30 protein-coding genes are annotated in these 25,765 nt (G+C 39.3%); 18 read left to right on the top strand and 12 right to left on the bottom strand.

Annotated features, from left to right (window positions below):
- The first annotated feature begins 1 nt into the window (after position 1).
- Both pdxT and WIW72_RS02215 read left to right on the top strand, forming a co-directional pair.
- Positions 2 to 604, top strand: a complete 603-nt coding sequence (gene pdxT / locus WIW72_RS02220; RefSeq protein ID WP_337701451.1) for a pyridoxal 5'-phosphate synthase glutaminase subunit PdxT — start codon at positions 2 to 4, stop codon at positions 602 to 604.
- Between the two features lie 44 nt (positions 605 to 648).
- A complete protein-coding gene (locus tag WIW72_RS02215) occupies positions 649 to 2,178 on the top strand; it encodes a PINc/VapC family ATPase (protein ID WP_337701453.1) in 1,530 nt (509 codons plus the stop codon).
- Here the strand turns inward: WIW72_RS02215 and hjc are convergent, their stop codons facing one another.
- From hjc to WIW72_RS02185, 6 genes are all read right to left on the bottom strand, one after another.
- Positions 2,179 to 2,613, bottom strand: coding sequence for a Holliday junction resolvase Hjc (gene hjc, locus WIW72_RS02210; RefSeq protein ID WP_337701455.1), 435 nt, complete (start codon positions 2,611 to 2,613; stop codon positions 2,179 to 2,181).
- A gap of 19 nt (positions 2,614 to 2,632) precedes the next feature.
- The gene (ilvC, locus tag WIW72_RS02205; RefSeq protein ID WP_337701457.1) at positions 2,633 to 3,631 is read right to left on the bottom strand and encodes a ketol-acid reductoisomerase; all 999 of its coding nucleotides are present in this window, start codon (positions 3,629 to 3,631) and stop codon (positions 2,633 to 2,635) included.
- Complete coding sequence (locus tag WIW72_RS02200; protein ID WP_337701459.1) at positions 3,612 to 4,007, bottom strand: ACT domain-containing protein; 396 nt, start codon at positions 4,005 to 4,007, stop codon at positions 3,612 to 3,614. The genes ilvC and WIW72_RS02200 overlap by 20 nt, the downstream gene beginning before the upstream one ends.
- Positions 3,985 to 5,703: an acetolactate synthase large subunit gene (locus tag WIW72_RS02195; protein ID WP_337701461.1), complete on the bottom strand. Its 1,719-nt coding sequence runs from the start codon at positions 5,701 to 5,703 to the stop codon at positions 3,985 to 3,987. The genes WIW72_RS02200 and WIW72_RS02195 overlap by 23 nt, the downstream gene beginning before the upstream one ends.
- A gap of 165 nt (positions 5,704 to 5,868) precedes the next feature.
- Positions 5,869 to 6,402 carry a magnesium-dependent phosphatase-1 gene (locus tag WIW72_RS02190; protein ID WP_337701462.1) on the bottom strand — a complete coding sequence of 178 codons (534 nt, stop codon included), beginning with the start codon at positions 6,400 to 6,402 and terminating at the stop codon, positions 5,869 to 5,871.
- Positions 6,380 to 7,186, bottom strand: a complete 807-nt coding sequence (locus WIW72_RS02185; RefSeq protein WP_337701463.1) for a GTPase — start codon at positions 7,184 to 7,186, stop codon at positions 6,380 to 6,382. Before WIW72_RS02185 ends, WIW72_RS02190 begins: the two co-directional genes overlap by 23 nt.
- A 34-nt stretch (positions 7,187 to 7,220) precedes the next feature.
- Here WIW72_RS02185 and WIW72_RS02180 point away from each other — a divergent pair, with 34 nt between their 5' ends.
- Positions 7,221 to 8,171, top strand: a complete 951-nt coding sequence (locus WIW72_RS02180; RefSeq protein ID WP_337701465.1) for a hypothetical protein — start codon at positions 7,221 to 7,223, stop codon at positions 8,169 to 8,171.
- A gap of 19 nt (positions 8,172 to 8,190) precedes the next feature.
- Here WIW72_RS02180 and WIW72_RS02175 read toward each other — a convergent pair whose 3' ends face one another.
- Complete coding sequence (locus WIW72_RS02175; RefSeq protein ID WP_337701467.1) at positions 8,191 to 9,033, bottom strand: UbiA family prenyltransferase; 843 nt, start codon at positions 9,031 to 9,033, stop codon at positions 8,191 to 8,193.
- Positions 9,034 to 9,076: 43 nt separating this feature from the next.
- Here WIW72_RS02175 and WIW72_RS02170 point away from each other — a divergent pair, with 43 nt between their 5' ends.
- Positions 9,077 to 9,292, top strand: a complete 216-nt coding sequence (locus WIW72_RS02170; RefSeq protein ID WP_337701469.1) for a PolB1-binding protein PBP2 family protein — start codon at positions 9,077 to 9,079, stop codon at positions 9,290 to 9,292.
- Here WIW72_RS02170 and WIW72_RS02165 read toward each other — a convergent pair.
- Both WIW72_RS02165 and speD read right to left on the bottom strand, forming a co-directional pair.
- Positions 9,251 to 10,039, bottom strand: coding sequence for a hypothetical protein (locus WIW72_RS02165; RefSeq protein ID WP_337701471.1), 789 nt, complete (start codon positions 10,037 to 10,039; stop codon positions 9,251 to 9,253). The two genes, WIW72_RS02170 and WIW72_RS02165, sit on opposite strands and share 42 nt — an antisense overlap.
- A 137-nt stretch (positions 10,040 to 10,176) precedes the next feature.
- Positions 10,177 to 10,545, bottom strand: a complete 369-nt coding sequence (gene speD, locus WIW72_RS02160; RefSeq protein WP_337701473.1) for an adenosylmethionine decarboxylase — start codon at positions 10,543 to 10,545, stop codon at positions 10,177 to 10,179.
- 120 nt (positions 10,546 to 10,665) lie between these two features.
- On the opposite strand from speD, the gene WIW72_RS02155 reads away from it, so the two are divergent.
- Both WIW72_RS02155 and WIW72_RS02150 read left to right on the top strand, forming a co-directional pair.
- Positions 10,666 to 10,950, top strand: a complete 285-nt coding sequence (locus WIW72_RS02155; protein WP_337701476.1) for a DUF211 domain-containing protein — start codon at positions 10,666 to 10,668, stop codon at positions 10,948 to 10,950.
- Positions 10,947 to 11,912 (top strand): TIGR00269 family protein, encoded by a 966-nt coding sequence (locus WIW72_RS02150; RefSeq protein WP_337701478.1) that lies wholly within the window; start codon positions 10,947 to 10,949, stop codon positions 11,910 to 11,912. The genes WIW72_RS02155 and WIW72_RS02150 overlap by 4 nt, the downstream gene beginning before the upstream one ends.
- On the opposite strand, the gene WIW72_RS02145 is transcribed toward WIW72_RS02150, so the two are convergent.
- Positions 11,888 to 12,421 (bottom strand): cob(I)yrinic acid a,c-diamide adenosyltransferase, encoded by a 534-nt coding sequence (locus WIW72_RS02145; protein ID WP_337701480.1) that lies wholly within the window; start codon positions 12,419 to 12,421, stop codon positions 11,888 to 11,890. The two genes, WIW72_RS02150 and WIW72_RS02145, sit on opposite strands and share 25 nt — an antisense overlap.
- 37 nt (positions 12,422 to 12,458) lie before the next feature.
- Here WIW72_RS02145 and leuS point away from each other — a divergent pair, with 37 nt between their 5' ends.
- Positions 12,459 to 15,332 carry a leucine--tRNA ligase gene (leuS, locus tag WIW72_RS02140; protein ID WP_337701482.1) on the top strand — a complete coding sequence of 958 codons (2,874 nt, stop codon included), beginning with the start codon at positions 12,459 to 12,461 and terminating at the stop codon, positions 15,330 to 15,332.
- Here the strand turns inward: leuS and WIW72_RS02135 are convergent.
- Entirely contained in the window at positions 15,322 to 15,909 is a 588-nt protein-coding gene (locus WIW72_RS02135) for a hypothetical protein (RefSeq protein WP_337701484.1), read from the bottom strand. The genes leuS and WIW72_RS02135 overlap by 11 nt on opposite strands.
- Before the next feature lie 77 nt (positions 15,910 to 15,986).
- Between WIW72_RS02135 and hisC the strand changes: the two genes are divergently transcribed.
- The 11 genes from hisC to serS are packed head-to-tail and all read left to right on the top strand — an operon-like array spanning position 15,987 to position 24,207.
- Positions 15,987 to 17,075 (top strand): histidinol-phosphate transaminase, encoded by a 1,089-nt coding sequence (hisC, locus tag WIW72_RS02130; RefSeq protein WP_337701486.1) that lies wholly within the window; start codon positions 15,987 to 15,989, stop codon positions 17,073 to 17,075.
- On the top strand, positions 17,047 to 17,904 hold the full coding sequence (gene hisG / locus WIW72_RS02125; RefSeq protein WP_337701488.1) for an ATP phosphoribosyltransferase: 858 nt from the start codon (positions 17,047 to 17,049) through the stop codon (positions 17,902 to 17,904). The genes hisC and hisG overlap by 29 nt, the downstream gene beginning before the upstream one ends.
- Complete coding sequence (gene hisA, locus WIW72_RS02120) at positions 17,901 to 18,593, top strand: 1-(5-phosphoribosyl)-5-((5-phosphoribosylamino)methylideneamino)imidazole-4-carboxamide isomerase (protein WP_337701490.1); 693 nt, start codon at positions 17,901 to 17,903, stop codon at positions 18,591 to 18,593. The genes hisG and hisA overlap by 4 nt, the downstream gene beginning before the upstream one ends.
- Positions 18,586 to 19,170: an imidazoleglycerol-phosphate dehydratase gene (gene hisBd / locus WIW72_RS02115; RefSeq protein WP_337701492.1), complete on the top strand. Its 585-nt coding sequence runs from the start codon at positions 18,586 to 18,588 to the stop codon at positions 19,168 to 19,170. Before hisA ends, hisBd begins: the two co-directional genes overlap by 8 nt.
- Positions 19,167 to 19,916: an imidazole glycerol phosphate synthase subunit HisF gene (hisF, locus tag WIW72_RS02110; RefSeq protein WP_337701493.1), complete on the top strand. Its 750-nt coding sequence runs from the start codon at positions 19,167 to 19,169 to the stop codon at positions 19,914 to 19,916. Before hisBd ends, hisF begins: the two co-directional genes overlap by 4 nt.
- A complete protein-coding gene (hisD, locus tag WIW72_RS02105; protein WP_337701495.1) occupies positions 19,913 to 21,097 on the top strand; it encodes a histidinol dehydrogenase in 1,185 nt (394 codons plus the stop codon). The genes hisF and hisD overlap by 4 nt, the downstream gene beginning before the upstream one ends.
- A complete protein-coding gene (hisE, locus tag WIW72_RS02100; protein ID WP_337701497.1) occupies positions 21,087 to 21,377 on the top strand; it encodes a phosphoribosyl-ATP diphosphatase in 291 nt (96 codons plus the stop codon). The genes hisD and hisE overlap by 11 nt, the downstream gene beginning before the upstream one ends.
- Positions 21,377 to 21,988 (top strand): imidazole glycerol phosphate synthase subunit HisH, encoded by a 612-nt coding sequence (gene hisH, locus WIW72_RS02095; RefSeq protein ID WP_337701499.1) that lies wholly within the window; start codon positions 21,377 to 21,379, stop codon positions 21,986 to 21,988. Before hisE ends, hisH begins: the two co-directional genes overlap by 1 nt.
- Positions 21,988 to 22,383 carry a phosphoribosyl-AMP cyclohydrolase gene (gene hisI / locus WIW72_RS02090; protein ID WP_337701705.1) on the top strand — a complete coding sequence of 132 codons (396 nt, stop codon included), beginning with the start codon at positions 21,988 to 21,990 and terminating at the stop codon, positions 22,381 to 22,383. Before hisH ends, hisI begins: the two co-directional genes overlap by 1 nt.
- A gap of 33 nt (positions 22,384 to 22,416) precedes the next feature.
- Positions 22,417 to 22,818, top strand: a complete 402-nt coding sequence (locus WIW72_RS02085; protein ID WP_337701501.1) for a metal-sulfur cluster assembly factor — start codon at positions 22,417 to 22,419, stop codon at positions 22,816 to 22,818.
- Positions 22,819 to 22,842: 24 nt separating this feature from the next.
- The gene (gene serS, locus WIW72_RS02080; protein WP_337701503.1) at positions 22,843 to 24,207 is read left to right on the top strand and encodes a serine--tRNA ligase; all 1,365 of its coding nucleotides are present in this window, start codon (positions 22,843 to 22,845) and stop codon (positions 24,205 to 24,207) included.
- Here serS and WIW72_RS02075 read toward each other — a convergent pair whose 3' ends face one another.
- Positions 24,208 to 25,731 (bottom strand): B12-binding domain-containing radical SAM protein, encoded by a 1,524-nt coding sequence (locus tag WIW72_RS02075; RefSeq protein WP_337701505.1) that lies wholly within the window; start codon positions 25,729 to 25,731, stop codon positions 24,208 to 24,210.
- Positions 25,732 to 25,765 lie beyond the last annotated feature (34 nt).

Raw genomic sequence — 25,765 nt, 5'->3', positions numbered from 1 at the left:
TATGAAAATAGGAATTCTTGCTTATCAAGGTAGTTTCGAGGAGCATGCATTACAGTTAAAGAGAGCAATGACAAAACTGAACGTTAGTGGAGATATACTTCCAGTTAAAAAAGCAGGGGATCTGAAACAAGTTGACGGATTGATTATACCAGGCGGCGAGAGTACAACTATCGGAATTATAGCTCAGAAGCTTGGTGTCCTAGACGATTTAAAAAGTAAGATCACTGAAGGTACACCGGTGTTAGGGACTTGTGCCGGTGCTATAATATTAGCTAAGGACGTCACAGACGCAAAGGTCTCCAAAAAGTCACAGCCCCTGATAGGGGAAATGAATATTCAAGTTATAAGGAATTATTACGGAAGACAGAGGGAGAGCTTTGAGGCGACTTTAGATTTCTCAGTTATAGGTGGCGGAAAAGGTAGGGTAGTATTCATTAGGGCTCCAGCAATCGTGAAGACGTGGGGAGAGGCTAAGTCTTTAATAACACTACAAGGTGTTACGGTAATGGCTGAGGAGAGAAATATGATTGCCACTACTTTCCATCCTGAATTATCGAATACTACAATCGTTCATGAGTACTTTCTCAATCACGTCAAGAGATAATTTATTATTTTTCCACTTACTAATTTGAAGTAGGGTATTATTAGTTGCCTCCGAAAGATCTATTACCTGATAAGTCCGCACTAATTCATGGTATATCAAAATACGTAGCGGAACAGAGGCTTTATGGTAACATCCTAATTCACAAAATATTACTTAACGAGCTAGAAAGAGACGCAAGGGAAGGTTTAGTTACGGCTGAAATAGCCTTAGAAGAAGTTTCAAGGTTAAAAGAACTTAGTGAAGAGTTGTTAGTAAGTTTCGAGATAGTAGGTGATGAAGGAAGATACTCTTTTGTGAATGAAGGTTTACGTGAGTATTGCTTAAGAAGAGGTTGTACGATCGTTACGGCTGATGTGATACAACAGAGGTTGGCTGAAAGCCTAGGAATTGATGTAATCTTACTTACCCCAGATGTTACTTCGCTTACAATTGATAAGTTATTTGACGAAAACACTATGAGCGTACATTTAAAAGAGGGGACAACCCCAAAAGCCAAAAAGGGTAAACCCGGTAACTGGCAGTTCGTTGAACTGTCGCCTAATATTCTTTCTGGTCACGAGATCAAAAAGATCGTCAATGAAATTCTTTCCGCTGTTGATTACGTTAAAGACTCTTTTATTGAAATTGAGAGAAAAGGTTCGACGATAATCCAGTTAGGTAATTATAGGATAGTGATAATCAGACCTCCTCTAAGCGATGGGTGGGAGGTTACAATTACCAGACCTGTAGCTAGAAAGAGGTTAGAAGATTACAACCTTAATGAGAAGTTATTATTGAGGTTGAGAGATAGAGCTGAAGGGATACTTATAGCCGGCTCACCAGGTATGGGTAAGACTACTTTCGCCCAGGCACTTGCGGAATTTTACATGAGGATGAATAAAGTAGTTAAAACAATAGAATCTCCGCGTGATATGCACTTACCTCCCGAGATAACACAGTATTCGAAGAACTACGCTGAAGTAGGTGAGTTACACGACATATTATTGCTTAGTAGACCCGATTATACTGTTTATGACGAGATGAGAAATGATGAGGACTTTAAACTCTACATCGATTTAAGACTAGCAGGAATAGGGATGATAGGAGTTGTCCACGCCACTTCTCCGATCGACGCAATTCACAGGTTTATTAATAGAGTCGATATAGGTACAATTCCTAATATTCTGGATACGATAGTTTTCATCCACTCGGGGAATGTAGCCAAGGTATATAGTCTGGACATGACTGTGAAAGTCCCGACTGGATTAAAGGAGGCTGACCTAGCCAGACCCGTTGTAGAGGTCAAAGATTTACTTACGGATAGAGTTGAGTACGAAATTTACGTGTTCGGTGAACAGACCATGATAGTACCCGTGGCTAATATAACAGCAAAAGCCGGAAATGCTATACAAAGAAGATTAGAGAACTTAATTAACAACATAATTCCCTCTGCCTCGGTCACCTATGAGAATGGGGAGTACGTTATAACGATACCGAAGGAAGGAATAGGACTGTTTAATAAACGTGTAGTTACTAAGTTAAAGAAATATGAAAAGAAATATGGTATAAAGACTAGGATTAGATTCCCAGAATGATCACATAAAGAAATCCAAGGTTTTGCTCAATTTGGCGTCTACATATCTCACTAAGTCGTCAAAAGTAAGACCTATGCTTAGTGTCTCTATATCAACAACGTAATTGCCAATCTCAGTCTTTCTAAGGCTGTCGAATTTAACAAAGCGTAGTTCTTTATCAATTTTAGCTCCGATGAACAGTTCGCCTCCGCTCTTCCTTGCAAATTCCTTTATTCCTTCAGCTTGTTTCCGTTCAATGTAAATTCTACTCCCGTTTTTTCTACTCTTCATTTCAATGAGAATTATGACACCGGATTTCATGGCTATTATATCAGGTACGTGGTCTTTTCTCTTAGCTCCGCTTGCAGGTGCTCTAATAACTGCAAAGCCCCTATCCCTAAGTTTGGAAACAATATACCTCTCTAAAGAAGTGCCCCTACTTTTATTTGAAGCCACAAAAGAATATAATAAAAATTTAGGATTTAGGTTTTCCTCTCAGAGATATTTCCCTTACTTCTCTTCCAACTTTCTCTTCTAAGCTGTTTTCTAGCTCTTGAACCCCTTTAACAAGGGTTGGAGCCCCCTTTCCGTATTCTTCTATCCACTGATTAGCAAACTCACCAGATCTTATCTTATCTAAAACCTCTTTCATCCTCTTCTTTACGCTTTCGTCTATGACATATTTACCAGCAGTTAGACCTCCGTATTTTGCTGTGTCAGACACTGCTTTGAACATCCCACTGAACCCTTTTTCATAGATTAAGTCAACAATCATCTTCATTTCGTTTATAGTCTCGTAATATGCGATTTCAGGCTGGTATCCCGCCTCTACTAGGACCTGAAAAGCTGACCTCATTAGTTGTGTTATTCCGCCTACTAAGTCTACTTGTTCACCGAAGAGGTCTGTTTCAGTCTCTTCTTTAAAGGTAGTCTCTATAACACCAGCTCTAGTAGCTCCTAAAGCTTTAGCTATAGCTAATGCTTTCTCTAACGCTTTACCAGAATAGTTCTGGTGAACTGCCACTAATGCAGGGACTCCTCCTCCTTTCACGAAGTATTCTCTTACTATTGGACCTGGTCCTTTAGGTGCTATCATATATACATCCACATCCTTAGGTGGTTCGATCAACCTATAGTGTATGTTAAATCCGTGAGCGAAAACTAAGTCATTCCCGCTTCTTAGGTGTGGCTTTACTCTTTCAAGGTATACTGTCCTTTGAACCATATCTGGCAAGAGGAATATTATTACGTCAGCGTTCTTTACAGCATCTTCAGTATGCATTGGGTTAAATCCATCTTTCTTAGCCTGTTCCCATGATTTTCCTTCTCTTTCTAGTCCTACTAAGACTTTTAGCCCAGAGTCTCTAAGGTTTAGTGCCCAAGCATGACCTTGGCTTCCGTAACCTAATACTGCTATTGTTTTGTCTTTTATAGGTTCTAAGCTTGCGTCTTTATCAGTATATATTTTTACCACTTACAATCCCCCAACTTAGTGTAGTTACTTTTGAGAATGAGGGTTTAAAAACTACTATGTCATATTCTTTCGCTTCAAAAGGTTCTCCTCTAACTACAGACCCATCTCGTTTTATGACATATGTCGTGACTACAGCATCTTCTAATACCTCTACTTTCTCTATGTCTACTGTTTTGCTTAAGTTTTGTATTGCTATATCAAAATTGTTAGTGTAGGGCACTCCTAGATAAATCTCGTATAGTCCGTCGTCTGAAACTTTCCTACCCTGGATCCAGTTAATATCCATTAGCAGTTTTCTGAATGCACCAGCTACTCTCTCTATATAACCTGGATCCCTATAGTAACCAACTACTCTAACTACCTTTTCTTGGGTCACGTAGGATCACCTGCTTTAGTCTTCCACCTGGAGGTAAAGTGGGTAAGGCTAATTCGTCTTTATCTATGGGCACTCTTATCACTGCTGGCATATCTTCCCTGATAGCAGCTTTTATCGATTTCTCTATTTCTTCATAACTTGTAGCATTATAACCCAGTGCTCCGAAAGCCTCTGCTAACTTGACGAAGTCTGGTGATGGTCCGTAGTCTACTCCTACTACTCGGCGGTTAAAGAACAAGTCTTGTACTTGTCTCACCAGCCCTAATGTTCTGTTATCAAATACTACAGATATTACTGGGATATGCTCGTCAACAGCCGTTGCTAAATTATTTCCAGTCATTAGGAATGAGCCGTCTCCGTCAAGGTCTACTACCACTTTATCAGGTTTTGCCAGTTTTGCGCCCATTGCAGCAGGTAGTCCGAATCCCATTGTTCCCATTCCTGTTGAAGACAAAAACGTCCTTGGCTCTAGTACTTCCCAAAATACTTCAGCCCACATTTGATGTTGTCCCACACCGGTCGTAACAATTGCATCCCTAGGTATTACATTCCTTATGGTCTTTAGAACTTTCCAAGGTTTTAATTTATTCGGCTCATCGTGATAGTAGAACTGGGCATAGTATTCTTTGTACTCTTTCAATCTCTTTAGCCACGCACTATTATCATTCTTCATTCCTAACTCAATTACAGCTTTTGCCAGTTCCTTCAGTAAGATCTTAGCATTCCCCACTAGGTTTACGTCTACCTTTATAGCCCTCTCTCCATCTGAAGGGTCAATGTTTATCATAATGAACTTCTTCCTAGTTTCGATCATTTCATCGTATGACGTTATTGTCCTATCACTAAATCTGGCTCCTACTACTAACATCGCATCTGATTCCAGTGCTGCCATTGACGCTTCAGCTCTTCCGTAGTACCCCATAGGCCCAAAGTATAATGGGTGATCGTGAGGTATCGCTGACTTACCGGGAAATGTTGAGATTATTGGCATATGAAGTAGCTCTGCGAGTTCCAAAACTTCTTGTGTGGCGTTAGACCAGACTACTCCAGTTCCAACAAGTATTATGGGTCTTTCAGCGTTTATCAGGATCTCGGCAGCTTTCTTTAGCTTCTGTCTGTCTATTATTGTCGGGAACTCTTTGTAACCCCTTACGATAGGCTTCTCCGGCCACTTAACCTCGTCCATTTTCTCATAGAATATATCTCTTGGAATATCCACTACAACAGGGCCAGGTCTTCCGGTCGTGGCTATATAAAACGCATTTTTAACCCATAACGGAATTTCTTCGATTTTCTTTACTTCCACCACGTATTTTGTAATGTGTTCAAATACACCCATTGCATCAGCTTCTTGGAATGCCATTTTTCCAATTGAGGATCTGGGTACTTGTCCGGTTATCGCTATTACTGGTGATGAGTCCCAATAGGCAGTTATTAACCCAGTTACAAGGTTTGTAGCTCCGGGACCTGAAGTCGCTGTGCATACTCCGGGTACTCCGGAGGCTCTTGCGTAACCGTCGGCAGCATGAGCTGCAGCTTGTTCGTGTCTCATTAGAACGTGTCTAAGTTCTCCATTTTGTATGTCTTCGACAAAGGCGTCATATATTTGCATGTTTGATAACCCTGGTATACCGAAGATTACCTTTACACCTTCTCTTTTTAAAGAATCGACTAGAATTCTAGCACCACTTGGCATAATCACGCACCCCTAATAGAAGTAGGTTGTATGATAGAATATTCAAATACATTCTTTCTCCTATTTTCTCTTTTAATCGAGAATTTAGGAGAAAATTTAGTCGACTTGGAGGGTACAGTCACCTATCATCTTTTTCACAGACAGAAGTGAATGAGTTTTAAATTTTTAAATATTACTGTAATTCTTTTCACTTAACTTCTCTGAATTATAAATACTTTTTATTTTTTCTATGATTTGTTTGTGATTATTAATATCCCCCCACATCTCTAAACAGTTTACATTACCTACATATAACCAAGTGTTTCCGAAATGAACTCTGCGATCATCAACAAACAAAATCTCCTCAGGCTTGATCTCAACTTTCTTTGACTGTCTAAGCAAGGAGATTATATGGCTTATGTAAATGAATTTGAAAGGATACTCCCTTGAGACGATCAGATCGAAATAGTTCTTCAGCTTAAGTGTTGACAACACAATTTCGGTCTTTTCAGGAATGTTCCACGTTGCTAATGCAAGATAAAAACCCATGCCTTTTAGTTCTTGAAGAGTTTCTCTTACGCCAGGGAATAAAGTTACCTTACTTCCGCTTGAGTCTTCTAAGCTATTCTCGTTAACTAATTTTAGAGGGGGTTTAAGGTCGGATATATTAGGGTGATCCCAGAGGGTCTTGTCCGCGTCAAACACTACTACTTTTATCATCTGTCTTTACATCTGGTGGATAGGTATAATAAATTATTTTGCCATCGTGATAATCTCTAATAAGTACCTTTGCTGCTTCATCAATATTAGGTTCTTTTGTGGTCTTGTATATCCATCCACGCTTTAGTGCTAGTTTGTTTAAGAAATCGTAATAGTCGGAATAATCAAGTTTGTAAACGTTTTTAATCACATTAGGGTCAAATTGCTGTATTCTGTCAAAGAGAAGCTTCGCAGCTCTTACCGGGTCTTCTAGCTTGTCCACGTTAATCCCCCTTATAATTCGCTCTAATTCATTCCCGTCTGGTGGAATTATACCTGGCGTATCCCATATGTATAATCTTGAGTCAACTCGGAAGAGTTGAACGGATTTAGTATAACCATAGCTCATTGGAAACTTTGAGGTTGTTGCCGAGTGTCTCCCTTTTAGTGCGTTTATCATAGACGATTTACCCGTTTTAGGATATCCTACGAGTACAGCGATCCCTTCTCGTTTCCCCCCTAAAAGTTCCTTGATTTTATCCCTAAGGATTTTAGTACCTAAGTGACCGGTTGCGGATATGTAAACTGTTGGTATTTTATCCTTTCTTTCTATGTACTCTTTCCATTTCTGTAACACGTCTAACGGAATTAAGTCACCTTTGTTGAGAACTATAAGAAGTTTTTTACCTTTTCTTCTCGATACATCTTCTATTTTCCTTGATCTAGTAAGGTCAGGTTCACGTGAGTCTAACACTTCAACTACTACGTCGGACCTATTGATGAGGGCAAGAACTTTCCCTATCATTCACTTTATTTTTGGTGGTTAAGGTATTAATAATATGCCAATTGGAAATATGGTAACATTCGATAAGGGCTCCTTTGACGGGACTATTGATTATGACTTCTTTACTACACCTACGAAACTTAACACAGCCCTGAAAGAATTTACATACGTTATAAATATCGACAGCAAACCAGAGAAGGTTTATATAATCTTGAACATAGAGCGGGACAAAAACGTAGAGCCAAAGTGGAGACTCTGGTTAAACGATTTTTCATTAACTAAGGAGTTCAGACCTAACATAGAAGTAGAGAACGGAAGTAGAAAAATTTCGTCTATAATCTATGACATTTCCCCTTTAGTTAAACCAGGTAGGAACGAATTTCTCATCACGTATAAAGGTATCCACGAGATTTCGCTGGATAGTATAGGTCACGTTACGTTCTACAGAGCGGAAAAGTTTGAAACTAAATATGATCTGATGGCTGGAATTCTGGTCTTGAAGCCCGGGGAGGAAATGAAGTTTAACTGTGATGGAGAATGCCACTTAATAGCTAAGAATGTGGGTAAGAACGCTAGATTGTTTGTAGATAGCTACCTGATAACAAGCGAAAACGAAGTTGAAGAGATTACTATGAGAAAACAAGGAGAGATTTACGTTAGGTATATGTCTGAAAGTAACTCAAGATCCCTAGCTTATATTTACAATTTTTACAGTATTAACTATAAGATACCTAGAATAGTCCTTGAGGTCGACTCTAAAGTAGATAAAGATTCTCTAGATGTGATAATTACTAACTTAAGCGAGATAGAACTAGATAAAGTTATAGTGAACGTTCTCTTCAACGGGCTTTCTATTAGTTACAAAATGTTTAACGACGTAAAAATTTCAGACACGCTAGATATTAAAGTAGGTTTACCTCTAAACAAGAAAGGTAATTTGGTAATAAGGGCAGTAGGTATAAAAAGTGGTTTTAGGAAGACCTTTGACAAATCTTTAACTATTTGATTGAATCTGGCACGTTGAACTAGAGCCTAACAGGCAAACTTCCTAGTATAAAAGCTATCATTGTTCCTATTGCGTATACTTTCAACACACCCCTAGCCTTGGAAGAGTTTTCTATAGTCTCTTTAAGAAGGATAACGTAAATTAATAGGAAATCTAAGATTAAAATCAAAATAAGATATATTATATTAAAGCCTAACCAATAAGGAAGAGGAGACGTTATCATTAACCCTACTAGAATTGCCTTAGAGATTTTCCAAGCTTTGCTTATCCCTAACCTTACAGCTAGGGTCCTCACGTTATTAGCCTTATCTCCTTCATAGTCCTCAATTCCTTTTATGAATTCTCTAGACAAAGTGAAGAAAAATATGTACAAAGTGGGGATCGAGACAAAATAGAGCCAATTTCCAGTAAAGTACGCCAGACCCCCGTAAAAGGCTGATAAAGCTGATGTTGAAGCTACTATCAAATTACCTATTAGCCCGCTTTTCTTCAAGGAAACCGCATATTCGAATAGTAAGATCACCGTAATCAAGGCTACAAATGCAGGATAGATACCAAGAATAAGGGACAAAAGTATTCCCGTTATTGATGTTGCATAAGCCAAGTTTTTCGCAGTTTGTAGGCTAACCATCCCTGAAGGTATAGGTCTGTAGGGTTTGTTTATACGATCTATATCCACATCATACACGTCGTTGATTACATAACCACCAGCAGCGATGAGAGCAACGACTAAAGAGGAAATTATCATCCGGACTGGGATTATATGCCATTCTGAAGCTACTAAATAGCCCATTAGTGCGGACAATGCGGAACCTATAACGTTATGTATCCTCACTAATTGTAGATAAGGTTTTATTGACATAATCGAATAAATTAGATTGAAAGGGTTCTTATAAGGTGAACTAATGTCATCACAAGACGACATAAATATTGCAATAAAGTACTTCAAGAACGTAATTTCAGTAGGGGAAATATTAGCTGTCAGAGAGTTGAAGGCACTAGGGGTTAAAGAGCCCGAGACTACGATAGCTAAATTAATTGAAATGGGAATTATCGAGAAAGGCGAAGGTTGTTACAATTTAGTGAGAAATAGGAGTGAGGCTTCTCCTGACAAAAAGTGAGTGTAAGTCGAACTCCTCGTTTGCATATATGGTTTTTCCGTTAAAAACTGTAAAACCGAATTTCAAAGCCAAGCTCCAAACTTTCTCAGTTAGAGATAATATGTTATGTTGCTTTCTGATCTCTTTCGATAACTTTTTGAATTTTTCTCTATGCTCGTTTTCATCCCCTTCGTATACTATCTTCCTTATTGAGGGTAAAATTTCGGATATGGAGAAGATACCACCTCCGGTGAATATTTTTATTAATCCCAATACGTCTCCAATACCTCTTCTAACATAGGTCGGTTTTGGTCTAGGTATCCCCCCACCGTGTTTTTCTATTATTTTCTTATTAATTTCTGGGATAAAATTTTCGGGATTTTTATAACCCATCGCTCCTATCAGCGTTCCGTAAGGTAAGGGAACTATCCATGAAAAGCCTGCTTTATTTCTATCATCAAAGAAGACTTCAATTGCTTCCGAGTCTATGGGCTCTGTTAAATATTCGATAGCTTTCACCCATCTGGCATCGCCTTTCCACCCTGAGGCATTGATCACAAGTCCTTCTATCTTCTCTCCATTACAGATTACCGCAGACTCGTTAACGATTTTTGCATCACTTTTTAACCTTAAGCTAACGTTCTCCGACAAATACTTTTCTAAATTAACTCTGTTAAGTCTCACTACATTTGTTCTAATTTCAATTACCTTGTTCTTGTAGTGAAGAAGAATTGTCTTGAATTCTCTATCTAAAAACTCTTTAGACACATTTAATCTCTCAAATGTTGACCTACTGATTATTCCAGTGCATTTCTTTCCTACTGAATACCTTCTGTCAAAAACAACAGGGCTTACGTCCTTTACATGATATGCGGTAAGTAACCCAGCTATTCCTCCTCCTACTATCAGAACTCGGATGATCTATCAGCCTCATTCATAGTATATTTTTTTGCCTTTAATTGCTCGACTATATATTGGAAGGCTCTCTTAGGATCTGTGTGTGCACCACAAGAATACACGTCAACAGTAGCGAAGTTATATTCGGGCCACGTGTGTATTGTAACGTGACTTTCAAGTACAATCGCTACAACACTTACCCCATCACCTATCTTCCACGACTTTATGTCTAAAAGTGTCATATTCCCTATTGTTACAGCGTCTTTGACAATCTTCTCCAAAGCTTCTCTGTCTTTTAAGATATTAGGGTCACACTCGTATAATGATCCGTAAACTTGCTTTCCTACTACCTTAGGTGTGCTTATTACCCCCATCATACCCTAACCCCCCATTTTTAAAGGGGTATTCGCTTATTTTTAAATTTTTAACCCTATTTTTGCCTTATAAGTAGGTCAAGTTTTTAATGAGAATTTCACATATGATCAGCTGATCATAAATTGGCTATAAGAAGACTTGTCCTTGATGTCTTAAAGCCTATCAGGGGGACTTCATTAGTAGACCTAGCCGAGAAGGTCGCTTCCTTAGAGGGAGTAGAGGGGGTAAACATAAGCGTTACCGATATGGACGTGGAGACCATGGGATTAATGATAGTGATCGAAGGGACTAACATAAACTTTGAAGAAGTTAAGCAAACCCTTGAGAACCAAGGCTGTGCTATTCATAGTATTGACGAGGTGGTAAGTGGGACTAAAATGGTTGAAGGCAGAGTGAAAGAGAAATGATATGCGATGTATGTAAAGCTAGGGAAGCAGAGGTATACCAACCACATAGTGGTAAGAGACTTTGTAGAAAGTGCTTTATTGAAGATGTGAGGGCGAGGGTGAAGGAGGAGAGTTTAAAGATAGGTCTAGATAAGGCAAACAAAATACTTCTTGCAGTGTCTGGAGGCAAAGACAGTTACGTATTAGCGGACACTTTGGCGTCGTTTATAGATCCTCAAAAGTTAATTGCTTACAACATAACTGAGGGGATTCATGGTTATAACAGAAGAGAGCAAATTGAGCAGTTAAGAAAATACCTTTCCTCTCTCGGAATTGAGTTAATAGAAGACAGCTTCAAGCAGAGTGTAGGTTATACGTTAGATGAAATGATGAAATATTCCATCGGTAAGGGGTTAAACGTATCAGCTTGTACTTTTTGCGGAGGCTTTAGGAGGAAATTAATTAATAATGCAGGTAGAGCGGTCTCTGCTGATTATGTCGCTACCGGTCATAATCTGGATGACGAAGTTCAGGCTATAGTAATTAATCTGATTAGGGGCGACTTGCTCAGATTGATAAGGTTTGCAGACAAACCCATAAAATTGAGTTCGAAATTCGTCCTGAGGGTAAAACCGTTAAGAAAGGTCTATGAGTGGGAGACTACACTTTATGCCTATTATAGCGGTTACCAGTTCCAAGAACTAGAATGTCCTTACATATCTACAAGACCGACGTTGAGAGCCAAAGTGAGGGAGCTCCTTTACATGCTAGAGGATAAAAAACCTGGTACATTATTGACTATTCTTGAGGAGTTCGACAAACTAGCTGAGAAGGTTAGAAATCAGACACAGTTAAAAGAAGAGTTACCTACGTGTAAGATTTGTGGGGAGCCGACCAGCTACGGAAGGGAAATATGTAAGAACTGTGAACTCTTGATATCAGCTGGTTTGTTGAATTATCACCAGAACTTGCCTATGTCGTAAACATTTTCCTCTACACCTTTTCTCTTGTTTGCGGCTAAAGCCATTGCGAAGAGCAGTGAGGAAAGTCTATTCAAATACGTAATTATCATCTTGTTCATTTCCGGAAGTTCCTTGGAATATTTTACAGTATTCCTTTCTATTCGCCTGCATACGCTCCTAGTTATGTGGATGAGTGAGGCTTCTTCAGAACCTCCCGGTATTACAAATAACCTAACCGGTCCGGTTTCCTTCCTATAAGCTACAGTCCTATCCTCGAGCCACTTTACGTAGTCCATGGTTATTCTCTTCTTTACACCGTTAGTTGAGAGGTCTTCTCCTATCTCAAATAACGTGTATTGGACTTTCTTGATGTCGTTTTTCATGTCCTCCCAGGGTAGTTTTGAAACTAAATAACCTAAATAAGAATTTAGTTCGTCTAAATCTCCTAATAGATTAACCAAAGGGGAATCTTTACCGACTCTTTTGTTAATTACATTAGTGGAACCATCGTCGCCTTCTCTAGTAAACACAGTATACTTTAAATATCTACAATATATAGCTCTTTTGGTGACCCTTATATCAGCACCTAAAAGGTTTTCTGATTTTCTTAACGAGATATCTCAAAAATGGCAGAAAGCTTGGGAGGATATAAAACTCTTCGAGGCTAATCCTGATTATTCTCGTAAAAAATTCTATACGACAGTTGCATTTCCTTATCCTAACTCTCCCTTTCATTTAGGTCACGGTAGGACTTACGTAACATGTGATATTTACGCCAGATTTATGAGAATGAGGGGCTATAACGTACTTTTTCCCATGGGCTTCCATTATACTGGAACACCCATTATAGCTATGGCCGATGACGTAGCAAAAGGAGACAAAGAGCTAATAGACATCTTTAAGAATATATATGAGATACCTGATGACGTAATTTCTAAACTGGTAGACCCGTTATTTATGGCCAATTACTTCAAAGAGGAAATTAAGAAAGCGATGAAAGAAATCGGTCTCAGCATAGACTGGAGAAGGGAGTTTACTACAATAGACCCCGAGTTCTCCTCGTTTATAGTCTGGCAGTTTAATAAGCTTCAGCAAAAGGGTTTCATAGTTAGGGATACACACCCGGTAGGTTGGTGTCCTGTTCATCACATCCCCGTAGGTATGCACGATACAAAAGGAGACATGGAGCCCGAAATAGGAGAGTTTACGCTTATCTACTTTGACTCCGACTTAGGTATCTTTCCTGCAGCGACTTTGAGACCTGAGACTGTATTCGGGGCAGTCGCGATCTGGGTTAATCCTGACGTCAATTACGCAATAGTCGAAATAGACGGTAAGAAGTATGTTATGAGTGAAAGGGCTGCATTTAAGATTTCCTTCCAGATCGATAATGTCAAGACCATAACTACTTTGAAAGGTTCAGAACTAACTAAACATAATGCTGTAAACCCAATCACTGGTAAAACAATCCCGATATTGGGTGCGGACTTCGTAGATCCGATGACCGGCACTGGAGTAGTAATGAGTGTCCCAGCTCATGCACCTTTTGACTACTACTACCTCAAAAAGATTAAGCAGGACATGCCCGTAATATCTATAATTACGGTTGAAGGACAAGGGGATGCGTTAGCTAAAGAAGTAGTGGATAAGACTAATCCCAAAGGCAAGGAGGACTTAGAAAAACTAACGGAACAAGTGTATAGAACGGAATATAATAAGGGTAGAATGAAAGAGAATATCGTTGAGTTGGCTAGACCTGAATTCAGAGAGAGTGTTAAGGGATTAGTGGGTTTAAGTGTACCAGACGCGAGGCTGAAGATAACTGAGTTCCTGATAGAGAAGAAACTAGGAAGGAAAATTTATGAGATAATGAATAGACCGGTCTATTGTAGGTGCGGTAACGAGGTCGTAGTAAAGATTCTAAAAGACCAGTGGTTCTTAGATTATGGCAACCTGCAGTGGAAAGCCCTAGCTAAGAAATTAATATCTAACATGACTTTCATACCTCCTGAGGCCCGTAAAGACTTTGAGTTTGTAGCGGACTGGTTACAGAAAAGGGCTTGTGCAAGGACAAGGGGATTGGGAACTCCCTTACCTTGGGATAAGAAGTGGATCATTGAGAGCTTAAGTGATTCAACCATTTATATGGCCTATTATACAGTCGCTCACCTTATAAAGAAGTACGGGCTTAAGCCTTCACAACTGACTTTGGACTTTTGGGACTATGTAATGTTAGGGCAAGGTGACCCTTTCTCTATTTCGAATTCTACTGGAATTCCGAAAGAAGTAATAGAGGAAATGAGAAAAGAATTTACGTATTGGTACCCGCTAGACGTAAGGCACAGTGGTAAGGACTTAATACCTAATCATTTATCTTTCTTCATCTTCAACCACGCTGCAATATTCCCAGAAGAATTATGGCCTAAGGCTATCGCTGTAAACGGGTTCGTTCTTCTAGAAGGTAAAAAGATGAGTAAATCATTACGAAACATTATTCCTCTGAGAAAAGCTATAAGAATGTACGGAGCAGATGTTGTTAGGATTACTCTAACCTCTACTGCCGATATGGGCTCCGACGTGAACTTCAGTGATAGCTATGCTAAATCAGTAGCAGACGCGTTAAGGAACTATTACGATTTAATTGAGAAAGTAGATGAGTTCAAGGGAAGTGAAGAAAGCTTTCCAGAGAAGTGGATAAAGAATAAGTTCAACCAGATGGTGATAAACGTTACTAAATATCTTGAGAACTTAGACCTGAGAAATGCCCTAAATGAACTGCTCTATAACTTCTCTTCTTATCTGAACGAGTATACGGAAATGGTAAGGGCTGAAGGGAAGGAACCTAATGGAAAATTAGTAAAGGAGATTCTGGAAGTATGGATCAAGATGATTTCGCCCTTCGCTCCTCACTTTGCTGAAGAAGTATGGCACAAGTTGGGGCATGAGACTTTCGTCAGTGTAGAGAAATGGCCTGAGATACCCGAGACTTCGGTAGATATGTTAGTCGACTTAATTCATGAATATCATAAGAAAGTCCTTGAAGATATTCAGTCGATATTAAACGTGTATAAAGGAACTCCAAAAGTTGTTCGTATATTCGTGGCAACGCCTCACGAACTTTCGTTATTAAGAAGTGCATTAGAAGTAGTATCAAGAGGAGGAAGTATGAAAGAGTTTATAGAGAAGAATAAGACTCAAGAGAAATTCGACGCTAAGTTGTACCAAAAAATATTCGAGGAAGCAAGAAGTTTAGATGATAAGATGCGTAAACTTGTTCTTGGACACGACTTTAACGAAGAAGAAATACTAAGAGAAGGCGCTAATTACCTTAAGTACAAACTTGGCGGTAAAGAGATCGAGATAAGGAGCGTTAAAGAAATGGACAAAAGCAAGTATAAGAAAGACGCATTACCGTTAAAACCAGCTATATTTATCCAATAAGTTTAACTGTACTTTTTTCTATCTCAACTTTTCCGGAAGTTTTTAGGAGTGCGAGTTCGTTTCTGACGTAATCTTTACTAACCCTCAGCTTAAACGAGATAATATCTACTAATTCTTTTACGGTCATGGTTCCTCCATTTTCGTTTAAAAGGTTTAGGATTTCCTCATCGATTCTGTTCATAGCTCTCTCGGTTAACTTGCCCTCTTTAACTTGGAAAGTGAGGACTTCTCCATCTAATAATATTTTATATAAGTTATTTCCGATCCTTTCTACGGTCGCTATGTCACAATTAATGTTAAAGACCTTAGCAGACGTAACGAGTCTGAACTTCAGCGGTATTTCACTGACTTTTTCCGCCTCAAAGACCAAGTTTTCTGAGTCATTATCACAAAACATCTTGAATTTGATCTCGTATGGGTAAAACTCCCACTTAATTTTGTCAAAGTTGATTATACAAGGCTTTTTCCCCTCAGCGTACAACTTTTCAGCGGCGTTAATTACTATTACCAAATTAACCCCGTAGTAATAACTCTTAATTAACCTTGGTTTCTGAAGAATCCTTTCGATTATATCCATATAAACGGAAAAGTGGAAACGGTAAAATTAAGGTTGTCCTTTTATCATGACAGAGTAAAGCTTATTTTTACAACAGAGTGATATATGTAGGGTTTCCTATTGCACCAACCGTGAAAGAACTTATATATCCTTGGCTGCTGGAGTCAGAAGAATATAATTTTGATGATATAAAGGATGGGATAAGGCTTCACTTAAACGAGTCTCCTTATTCACCCCCTCCGCACATATTAGAAGCTATACAGAAGTATTTACCTTACGCTAACAGATACCAGCACCCAGAATTATCTGAGAGGTTTTCAGCCTTAGCAGCTGACTATAATAAAGTAGAGCCAGAAAATATCTTTCCTACTCCAGGTGGAGACGGGGCTTTGAGGTCAATATTTTACAATTTAGCCCAGACTGGAGACAAAGTTGTAACTAATTACCCTGCATATAGCATGTACAAGGTTTACTCGTCGGTAAGAGGACTCAACCACGTGAAGATCAAACTTATTGAAGGTGAAGAATGGTGGTATGAAGATAGGGAGAGATTGTTGAGCGAGAGTAAAGGTGCAAGACTTGTAATAATTGATAATCCGAATAACCCCACGGGCTCACCGATGTTAGATGAGGAGTTGGTTAAGGAGCTGGCTACAAATGTTAGAGGGTTTATAGTTATTGATGAAGCGTATTACGAATTCTACGGGAAGACTTTTGCAAGGATGATCTACGACTATCCGAATGTGTTAATAGTTAGGACTTTAAGTAAAGCTTTCTCCATGGCATCTCTTAGAGTAGGTTATTTAATAGGAAATGAAGAAGTAGTGAAAGCACTAAAGAAGACTTCGACGCCTTTCGACGTCTCACTACCCGGTCTAATCGCTGGGATTAAGGCATTAGAGGATCCTTCTTATGTAAAGGAAGTCGTTAACAAGATAAACACCAACAAAGAGTATTTAATCAAAGAGTTAAGGGGGCTCGGGTTAAAAGTGTTTAACTCCTACACTAATTTTATTTTCGTAAAAGATAATAGGGATTTATTTACCCCACTTATGGCTAAATCCATTGCTATAAGGAATTTGATTTCTGGTTATTATAGAATATCAATTGGAACAAAAGAACAGTGTGAACTACTTGTAAAAACCTTGGGTGAGATCCTTGAAAATAGCAATACCAAACAAGGGTAGGCTACAACAACCTGTCTTACAGTTCCTAAACAGTGTGGGTATTAAGCCCCTAGCTAGTGACGAGAGAGCATTAATAGTACCGACTAACTGGGAAGGAGTACAGCTAGTTATGGTCAGGACGGAGGACATTCCTAATATAGTTGAAGCGGGAGCTGCGGAATTAGGTATAACCGGTTTTGATTACGTCTTGGAATCAGGTGTAGATGTTGAGGAGTTAGTACATCTGGACTTCGGTAAGGCTAAAATAGTTCTCGCCGTGCCAGTATCTTGGGGTATTAATTCTCCAGAGGAGATTAGAGGGGAAATCAGAATAGCGACGAAGTATTTTAATATTTCCAGAAACTACTTAGCTCAAAAGGGGATAAAAGCTAAATTAGTTAAGATAAGTGGGGCAGCTGAGGTAATGCCCTCATTAGGGGCTGCCGATGCGATAATCGATGTAATGAGCACCGGGACTACTTTGAAACTCCATGGTCTGAAGGCAATAGACACGGTTATGGAAAGTAGGGCTGTGGTAATAGGAAATAAAGATTGGATAAAAAGCGAAGAAGCCGAAAGGATAAACCTTCTACTCACCCTGATGAAAGGTGCTTTATTTGCGAGAAACAAGAAAATGGTATTTATGAACGTACCTGATGAAAAGTTGGACAAAGTGCTCTCCGTTCTCCCCGCAATGCTTTCTCCTACTTTATCTAAATTGGCTAAGAGTGATGCATGGGAAGTAATCACGGTGATAGATGAAGACTCCCTTCCCGAGATAATCGGAAAGGTAGTGGCTAACGGTGCACGTGATATAGTAATAGTCGACATAGAAAAGGTGATAAAATGAGTTTAGAGGTCATTCCCAGTATAGATATCAGTGAAGGTAAAGCTGTAAAGAGAATTAAGGGTCAGAGGGGCTCTGGGCTAATTCTGGGAGATCCTTTGCGTATAGCTGAACAAATATACAGCGAGGGATATAAGAAAGTGCACTTAGTCGATTTGGATGCGGCAGAGGGAGTCGGTAACAACGAGGAAATTATAAAGATGATTTGTAAAGAAATTGGATTCGAACACACACAAGTAGGAGGAGGAATAAGGAGCTTAGACAAAGCCCAAAAAATAGCTAATGAATGTTCTTTCATAGTTCTATCTACTTTACCCGTTACGAATAGAGAAACTTTCGAGAAAATTTGGAGTGAAGTGGGCAAAGATAAGATTTTACTCTCCATAGATTACAATGAACAAGGGGACGTTTTAATAAAAGGATGGAAAGAGAGGAGAAAGATAAAGGTCGAGGAAATACTATCTTTTGATGTTTATGGTTTTATATTTACTTACGTTCCCAAAGAGGGCACGAAGAGCGGGATAGATGAAAGCGTAAAGAAATATGTTAATATAACCAAGGGAGTTAAGGAATATGCAGGAGGAGTATCCACTATTGAGGATTTGATGAAGCTTAAGGTTTTCGGTTTCGATTATGCTATAATTGGTATGAGCTTCTATAATGGTAGTCTTAGGGGTGTAAAAGTTGTATAATAGGAGTGTTAAAAAGGTTAGAGAAACAAAGGAGACCAAGGTAGAAATCGAATTAGATATTGATCAGAAAGGCGAAGTCAGGGTACAAACTCCAGTCAAGTTCTTTACTCATATGTTATCCACTTTACTGTATTACATGAACTCGACTTCCACGGTTATTGCCGAGGACAAGCTAGGTTATGATGACCATCATGTAGTAGAGGACGTTGCTATAACGTTGGGAGAAGCCTTCAAGGAGGCTTTAGGTGATAAGAGGGGAATAAGGAGGTTTGCTAACGAGATAGTTCCAATGGACGACGCGTTAGTCCTAGTGGCGGTGGATATCTCGGGAAGGGGAGTAAGTAATATAGAGTTAAATCTTCAGAGAAGCGAAATTGGAGGATTAGCAATAGAGAACGTTTTCCACTTCTTTCAGACGTTTTCTTATCACTGTGGAGTAAACCTACACGTAATTCAACTAAGGGGTACAAACACTCACCATATTATTGAGGCATCTTTCAAGGCTTTAGGTATGTCTTTATACGAGGCAAGTAGAATTATCTCTCAAGACGTATTAAGTCTGAAGGGGAGCTTATGACGGCAAAACGTATTATCGCTTGTTTAGATGTGAAAAAAGGTAGGGTTGTTAAAGGAGTTAATTTCCTAGATTTAAAGGACAAAGGGGATCCTACGGAATTAGCAGCGAGATATGAAGATGAAGGAGCTGATGAGATAGTTTTCCTAGATGTTACTGCTACAATTGAAGGTAGGAGGGCTTTGTTAGAAGTAGTTAAGAACACAGCTAGTGTTCTTTCAATCCCCTTGACTGTAGGGGGTGGTATAAGGACTATTGATGACGTATCAACTATCCTTGGAAACGGGGCTGATAAAGTGAGTATAAACACTGCAGCTGTGGAGAATAAGAAACTAATTACCGAGGCCGCACTACAGTTTGGTTCTCAGGCAGTAGTAGTGGCAATAGATGCTAAAAAAGTAGATGATGAGTACAAAGTCTTCACCAGATCTGGGAGTTATAACTCGGGATTAAACGCGATACGATGGGCTAAAGAAGTTGAAGCTTTAGGAGCTGGTGAAATTCTTCTCACGAGTATAGATAGGGACGGGACTAGGGAGGGATATGACATTACCTTAACTAAGATGGTTTCAGAAGCGGTTAATATTCCAGTAATAGCGAGCGGAGGAGCTGGTAAAGAGGTTCATTTTTTAGAAGCCTTAAAAGTAGCCGACGCTGCTTTGGCTGCGGGAGTTTTTCATGATGGAGTAATAAGGATACAAAACCTTAAAATGTATTTAAAATCCCAAGGGTTGGAGGTAAGATTATGATTTTGAGTGAATTACCTAAAAACAGACCTAACGATTTCACTAAAGCAATACCCACAGTGGAGGAAATAATTAAGCTAGTTAGGGAAAAAGGCGACAAAGCATTACTTGAGCTAGAGGAGAAGCTGGATCATGTGAAGTTAGATTCTGTAGTAGAGGATAAGGTAGACGAACTTGCGTTAAGGATATCCCCAGAGCTTAAAGATGCTATAGACTACATATTCGAACAGCTGGTCGAATTTCATGAAACTATTAAGCCCTATAACGCTGGAGGTAACTCAAAGGGAGTAGAGTTTGGTGTAATCTGGAAACCAATAGAGAAAGTAGGCATATACGTACCCGGCGGGAATAAGGCTTACCCGTCTACTTTGTTGATGGCAGGGATTCCTGCAAAGGTAGCTGGTGTTAATGAGATTTACGCAGCTACTCCACCGTCTAAGATAGACCCTGCGATATGCTATATCGCTAAGAAGTTAGGCGTGAAAAAGCTCTATAGATTAGGCGGTGCACAAGCGATAGCAGCTTTTGCTTACGGTACGGAATCAGTTAAGAAAGTAGATAAGATTGTAGGTCCTGGTAACATATATGTTCAAGCTGCGAAATTTTTAGTGAGTAGGGATATAGGAATAGACGGAATTGAGGGCCCTACCGAGTTAGTAATTATTGCGGACGATACAGCAAAGGTTGAGGACTTGATTCTAGATATGAGGGCTCAAGCCGAACATGGATTATCGACTTTTATAGTCCTTCTAACCACTTCCCAGTATATAGTTGATGAAGTAAAGCGTGAACTAGAAAGGGAGAGGAACATGTACTACGTCATTAAAGTGAGTAGTGTTGAGGAAGCTATAAAGATTGCTAACGAGATATCTCCTGAACATCTCTCTTTGTATGTCACTAGCCCCAAGAGATATTTAGATATTGTTTCTAACTCAGGCGCGGTAAGTCTAGGCTCTACTCCACCGGCTATTATAGATTATGCTGCAGGTCCTAATCATATTCTACCTACTAATCAATGGGCTAGATTTAGGGGAGGGGTCACTGTTTATGATTTTTTAAAGCCCATTATGTACGCCAATCTTGAGAAGCCGGATGACAAATTAATACAGTCGGCTATAATCTTAGCTAAGCATGAAGGTTTCGAATTTCATGCTGAGAGTATAGGTGCCAGATATGGCAGGTAATGAGGTATTAGACAAGTTATATGAGATAATTGAGGACAGGATTTCATCGCAGAAAGAGGGTAGTTACACAGTAAAATTGTACCAAAAAGGGAAGCCTTATATAGCTCAGAAGGTTGGTGAGGAGGCAAGCGAAGTAATTGTGGCAGCTTTAGCCGAAACGAAGGAGCGTCTTGTAGAAGAGGTTGCAGACCTTCTTTATCATTTATTAGTTTTAATGGCTGTATCTAATGTGAAACCAGAGGATGTTTATGAGGAGTTAAAAAGGAGGATGAAAGAGTAATGAAGGCCACCGTCATAAATTACGGTGTGGGTAACCTTTTCAGTATTTCAGCTGGGTTGAAAAGGGTAGGCTTTGAAGTTTCGGTAAACTCTCAACCCGAAGGTAACGAAGACCTGATAGTATTCCCCGGAGTAGGTTCTTTCAATGCAGTTGCAAGTTATCTGAGTTCACATAAAGAGCTATTAGAAGACCTCAGAAAACGAGGCACCTACTTTTTGGGTGTGTGCTTAGGAATGCAGATAATGTTCGAAGAAGGATCTGAGGGCGGTTTAACCAAAGGGTTAGGTTGGTTTAAGGGCAAAGTAGATAAGATCGAAAACAACGGAAAGGATAAGTTAAAACTACCACATATAGGATGGGATAAGTTAATTGTAACTGACCTTACTTGTCCGCTCACTGAGGGGTTAAACAACCAGTACGTTTATTACGTCCACAGTTACGTAGCATACCCCGAAGACGAAAGTATCGTTAGAGCTACAACCATTTACGGAATTGTTTACCCCGCTATTATTTGTTCAGGTAACATTGTAGGCACACAATTTCACCCAGAAAAAAGTAGTAAAATTGGAAAGATCTTTTTAGGTAACCTATATAGGTGGATGAAAAAGTGATTAAGCTAAGCCTAGAGGAGGCTACTAAAATAGCTGAAAAGTTCTGGTTCAGGCATACAGATTCCACAATAATAGCCGTCCTCCAAGATGTTGAAACGAAAGAGGTATTAATGGTAGGACATATGAATAGAGAAGCTTTGATTAGGACTCTAACTGAAGGTTACGCTCATTTTTGGTCTCTAAGTAGAAAGAAGTTGTGGCTTAAAGGGGAGACAAGCGGCCATTATCAGATTGTAGAAGACTTTAAGATAGACTGTGACGGAGACGCAATAGTCTTGTTGGTGCGGTCGATAGGACCGGTCTGCCATACGGGGAATAAGACTTGTTTTTACAGATCCTATAACGATATAGTCATAGAAAGAGAGAAAGAAAAAGAGTTAAACGCAAAGAGTTAATACTTGTTTTAACATATTTTAACTGGGTTAAAGATGGTTGAAGTCAACAAAGAAGAGTGGAAAAAGAAAATCATGGAAGCATTAACTCAAGTTTATGATCCTGAAATCCCAGTAGATATAGTAAACTTAGGGCTAATATATGAGTTGAAAATTTCAGACGAAGGAGACGTTTACGTAAAACTTGGTTTAACTGCACCCGGATGCCCTGTCGTAGATGACCTGATTTATACTGTGGAACAAGTGATAAAGGAGACAGTTCCTGCAAAATCTGTGGAGGTGGATATAGATTTAGAAACGGTATGGTCGCCTCTAAAGATGACACCTGAAGGTAGAGAAAAGTTCAAGAAATTATATGGTTACGATATAGTAGAAATGTGGGTACAAACTTACGGCTTACCTACCGAAGATACGCAACAACAAGAACAGAAGGCATAAAATCTTTTCACCCATTTCTTACTTGTGTCTTGGAGTATATTGGAACTACTCAGGACGAATCCTGAAAAGTTGAAAGAGAGTATAAGCCGAAGATTCATAGACGTTTCGTTAGTTGATAAAGCTGTTGAATTAGATAAACAATGGAGAGCTACACTACAAGAAGTAGAAAGGCTTAGGCATGAGCATAACGTAATAAGCTCTCAAATCCCTAGAGCACCGAAAGAGCAGAAGCAAGAACTTATAAGAAAGGCTAAAGAATTGTTGAAAATACTAGAGGATAAAGAGAAAGAATTACAGAAAATTGAAGAAGAAAGAGATCAGATTCTTTCCGAGCTACCTAACGTAGTGGACGATTCAGTGCCCATAGGTCCCGATGAAAATTACAGTGTACCGATAAAAGTTTGGGGGAAATTCAAGGTTTATGAGAAAGACGTTGATGAGTTTCTCAAACAAGTTAAGGGATTAAAGGCTGATTATGAGGTAATAAAGTGGAAACCTGTAGGACACGCGGATATGTTAGAAAACGTCCTTAAGTTGGGGGATACAAAAAAGGCTGGAGAGGTAGCAGGGTCGAGGTTTTACTATCTGTTTAGCGATATAGTCTGGTTAGATATCGCTCTCTTGAACTACGCGATAGATATAATGACCTCTAGGGGATATACTCTAGTTTTACCACCTTATATGTTGAGGGGTGAAGTCATTAAGAGTGTTATAGACTTAGATACTTTTAGAGACGCTATCTATAAGATAGAGAATGAGGATCTATATCTTATCGCCACAGCAGAGCACCCCATAGCAGCTCTATTATTTAAAGAGGATATTCCTAAGGAGAAGCTACCCTTAAAGTTTGTAGGTATTAGCCCTGCTTTTAGAAAGGAAGCCGGAGCAGCTAATAAGGACTTGAAAGGAATATTCAGAGTTCACCAGTTTCATAAAGTGGAACAATTCATATTTTCTCTTCCTGAAGAGAGTTGGAAATATCACGAGGAATTAATCTCAAATGCTGAACAAATATTCCAAGGACTTGGGCTTCCTTATAGGATTATAAATATTGCCTCTGGTGATTTGGGAGCATGTGCAGCAAAGAAGTATGATTTAGAGGTATGGATGCCTGCACAAGCGAAGTTTAGGGAGATGGTGAGTTGTAGCAATTGTCTGGATTGGCAAGCGTTTAGGATGAAAATAAGATATGTAGATTATAAGACAAACAAGAAGGGATATGTCCACACTTTAAATAGTACAGCAATTGCTAGTACAAGGACTATTACTGCAATTCTGGAAAACAACCAAAGAGAGGATGGTGTGGTGGAGATTCCTAAAGTGCTCAGAAAGTACCTAGAGGTATTTGGTGCAGCACCAAAAGACTACATATATCCTAAAAAGCAGTGATTATTTCCTTAAGTAACCTTCCAATTGGACTTCAACTTTTTTCATTTGCTTCTTCGCAATTCTAAGGAACAGCTTTAATGTCCATCTTACCGGCATATATACGGGTGACTTGAGGTAGAACTTATTTAAAATATCCTCAGCCCAATATACATCGTGCCAGAACACTTTCTTATATAATTCAATATGTGCCTCATTTAGTTTAACCTTAGTGAACCAGTCCTTATTCTTGAAGTAACCCATAGGTACGAAGAACATCGGAACTAATATACTACGGTAGGACCTCAGGTTATCAACCAGTTCTATAGTCTTATAGACGTCATCCTCAGTTTCTTCAGGCAATCCTACTATCATGGTACCGGCAGGTATTATGTTGTGATCATGCATTATCTTAAATGCTTCTTCTACAGTCTCTGGATATTCATCTACTTTATAGGGTGCCGATTTAGCGGGCATTATTTCTTTTGCAAGTCTTGAGGATCCGGTCTCAATTCCTACTTCGACGCCGAGGTAGTTCTGGTGACCGTCTTCATATACGATTTCTGTTATCTTTGAGATAAGACCGTACTTCTCTTCTGAGTAACGAATTGCTGCCAAGCTGGCATGACTCCATGCTATGGTCTTATAGTATTTCTTAACTAGTTTATGCAGTTTTATAAGCGGTTCAGGTCTAGGATGTATTCCTACTGCACCGTAAAACAAAACGTCATCACTATGTATTACCCCGTGTCTTACGCCATTCTTAACGTTTACTTGTAGTTCTCTTTCAATCTTCTCTAGTGGGTAATACCTTGTTGGTCTTAACGTCACGGAGCAGAATCTGCAAGATCTCGCACATCCTCTCATTATTTCAATTAGTCCATTAACACTAGCACCTTTTATTTCAGGAATTTGATCTACTGAAGGGGCTTCCTCCGCGCCAATATACACGTATTTCGGTAACGGTTCGTTATTCATTATCATTTCGGCAATTTTTACAATGTAAGTATCAGCTTCTCCGTCTACTAAGGTATCTACTTCTACTTCTTCAATCATATCTGTTCTCCAAAGCCATTGCCATACTGACGGTCCCCCGGCTATAATCTTCATACCTCTTTGTTTTGCCTGCTTAATTTCCGGTTTATGAATTAGCTCTTGGAAACTCTTGTAATTGACAGGCTCCTTCTTTGTTATCCCCCACCATGTGGAAGATGGAGGGCCAAAAGCAAAATAATCGTGATGAGACAACATTAAGGCCTTAGCATGTGGTAAGTATTTTCCAATATAGTCTGGGTCAATAATGGCTGCCTTATAACCTGCGTCGATTAGTGCTGCTTCTATTTTCCTCATTCCGTAAGGTGCTTCTCTCGGTCTTCCTAATTCATCTGTCTTCATTTTAGGGCAAGCTAACCACTTCCACGCCTTCTCAGGAATTCCTATTGCAGGTCCAGTACCTAAGAAGCCTAAAAATTCCTTGCCATGATGGTTAGTCATTAGACAGCGATCAGTTGTTATTATGAAGTCAAATTTCTCTTCCAAAAAACTCACCTTTTATGTCTTTGTAAGTTTATATTAATAAAGA

It is taken from the genome of Stygiolobus sp. CP859M (genome assembly GCF_037389975.1).
GTDB lineage: Archaea > Thermoproteota > Thermoprotei_A > Sulfolobales > Sulfolobaceae > Stygiolobus.
Note: the sequence above shows the minus strand (reverse complement) of the source record. Positions and strands in the feature narration are given on the sequence as shown.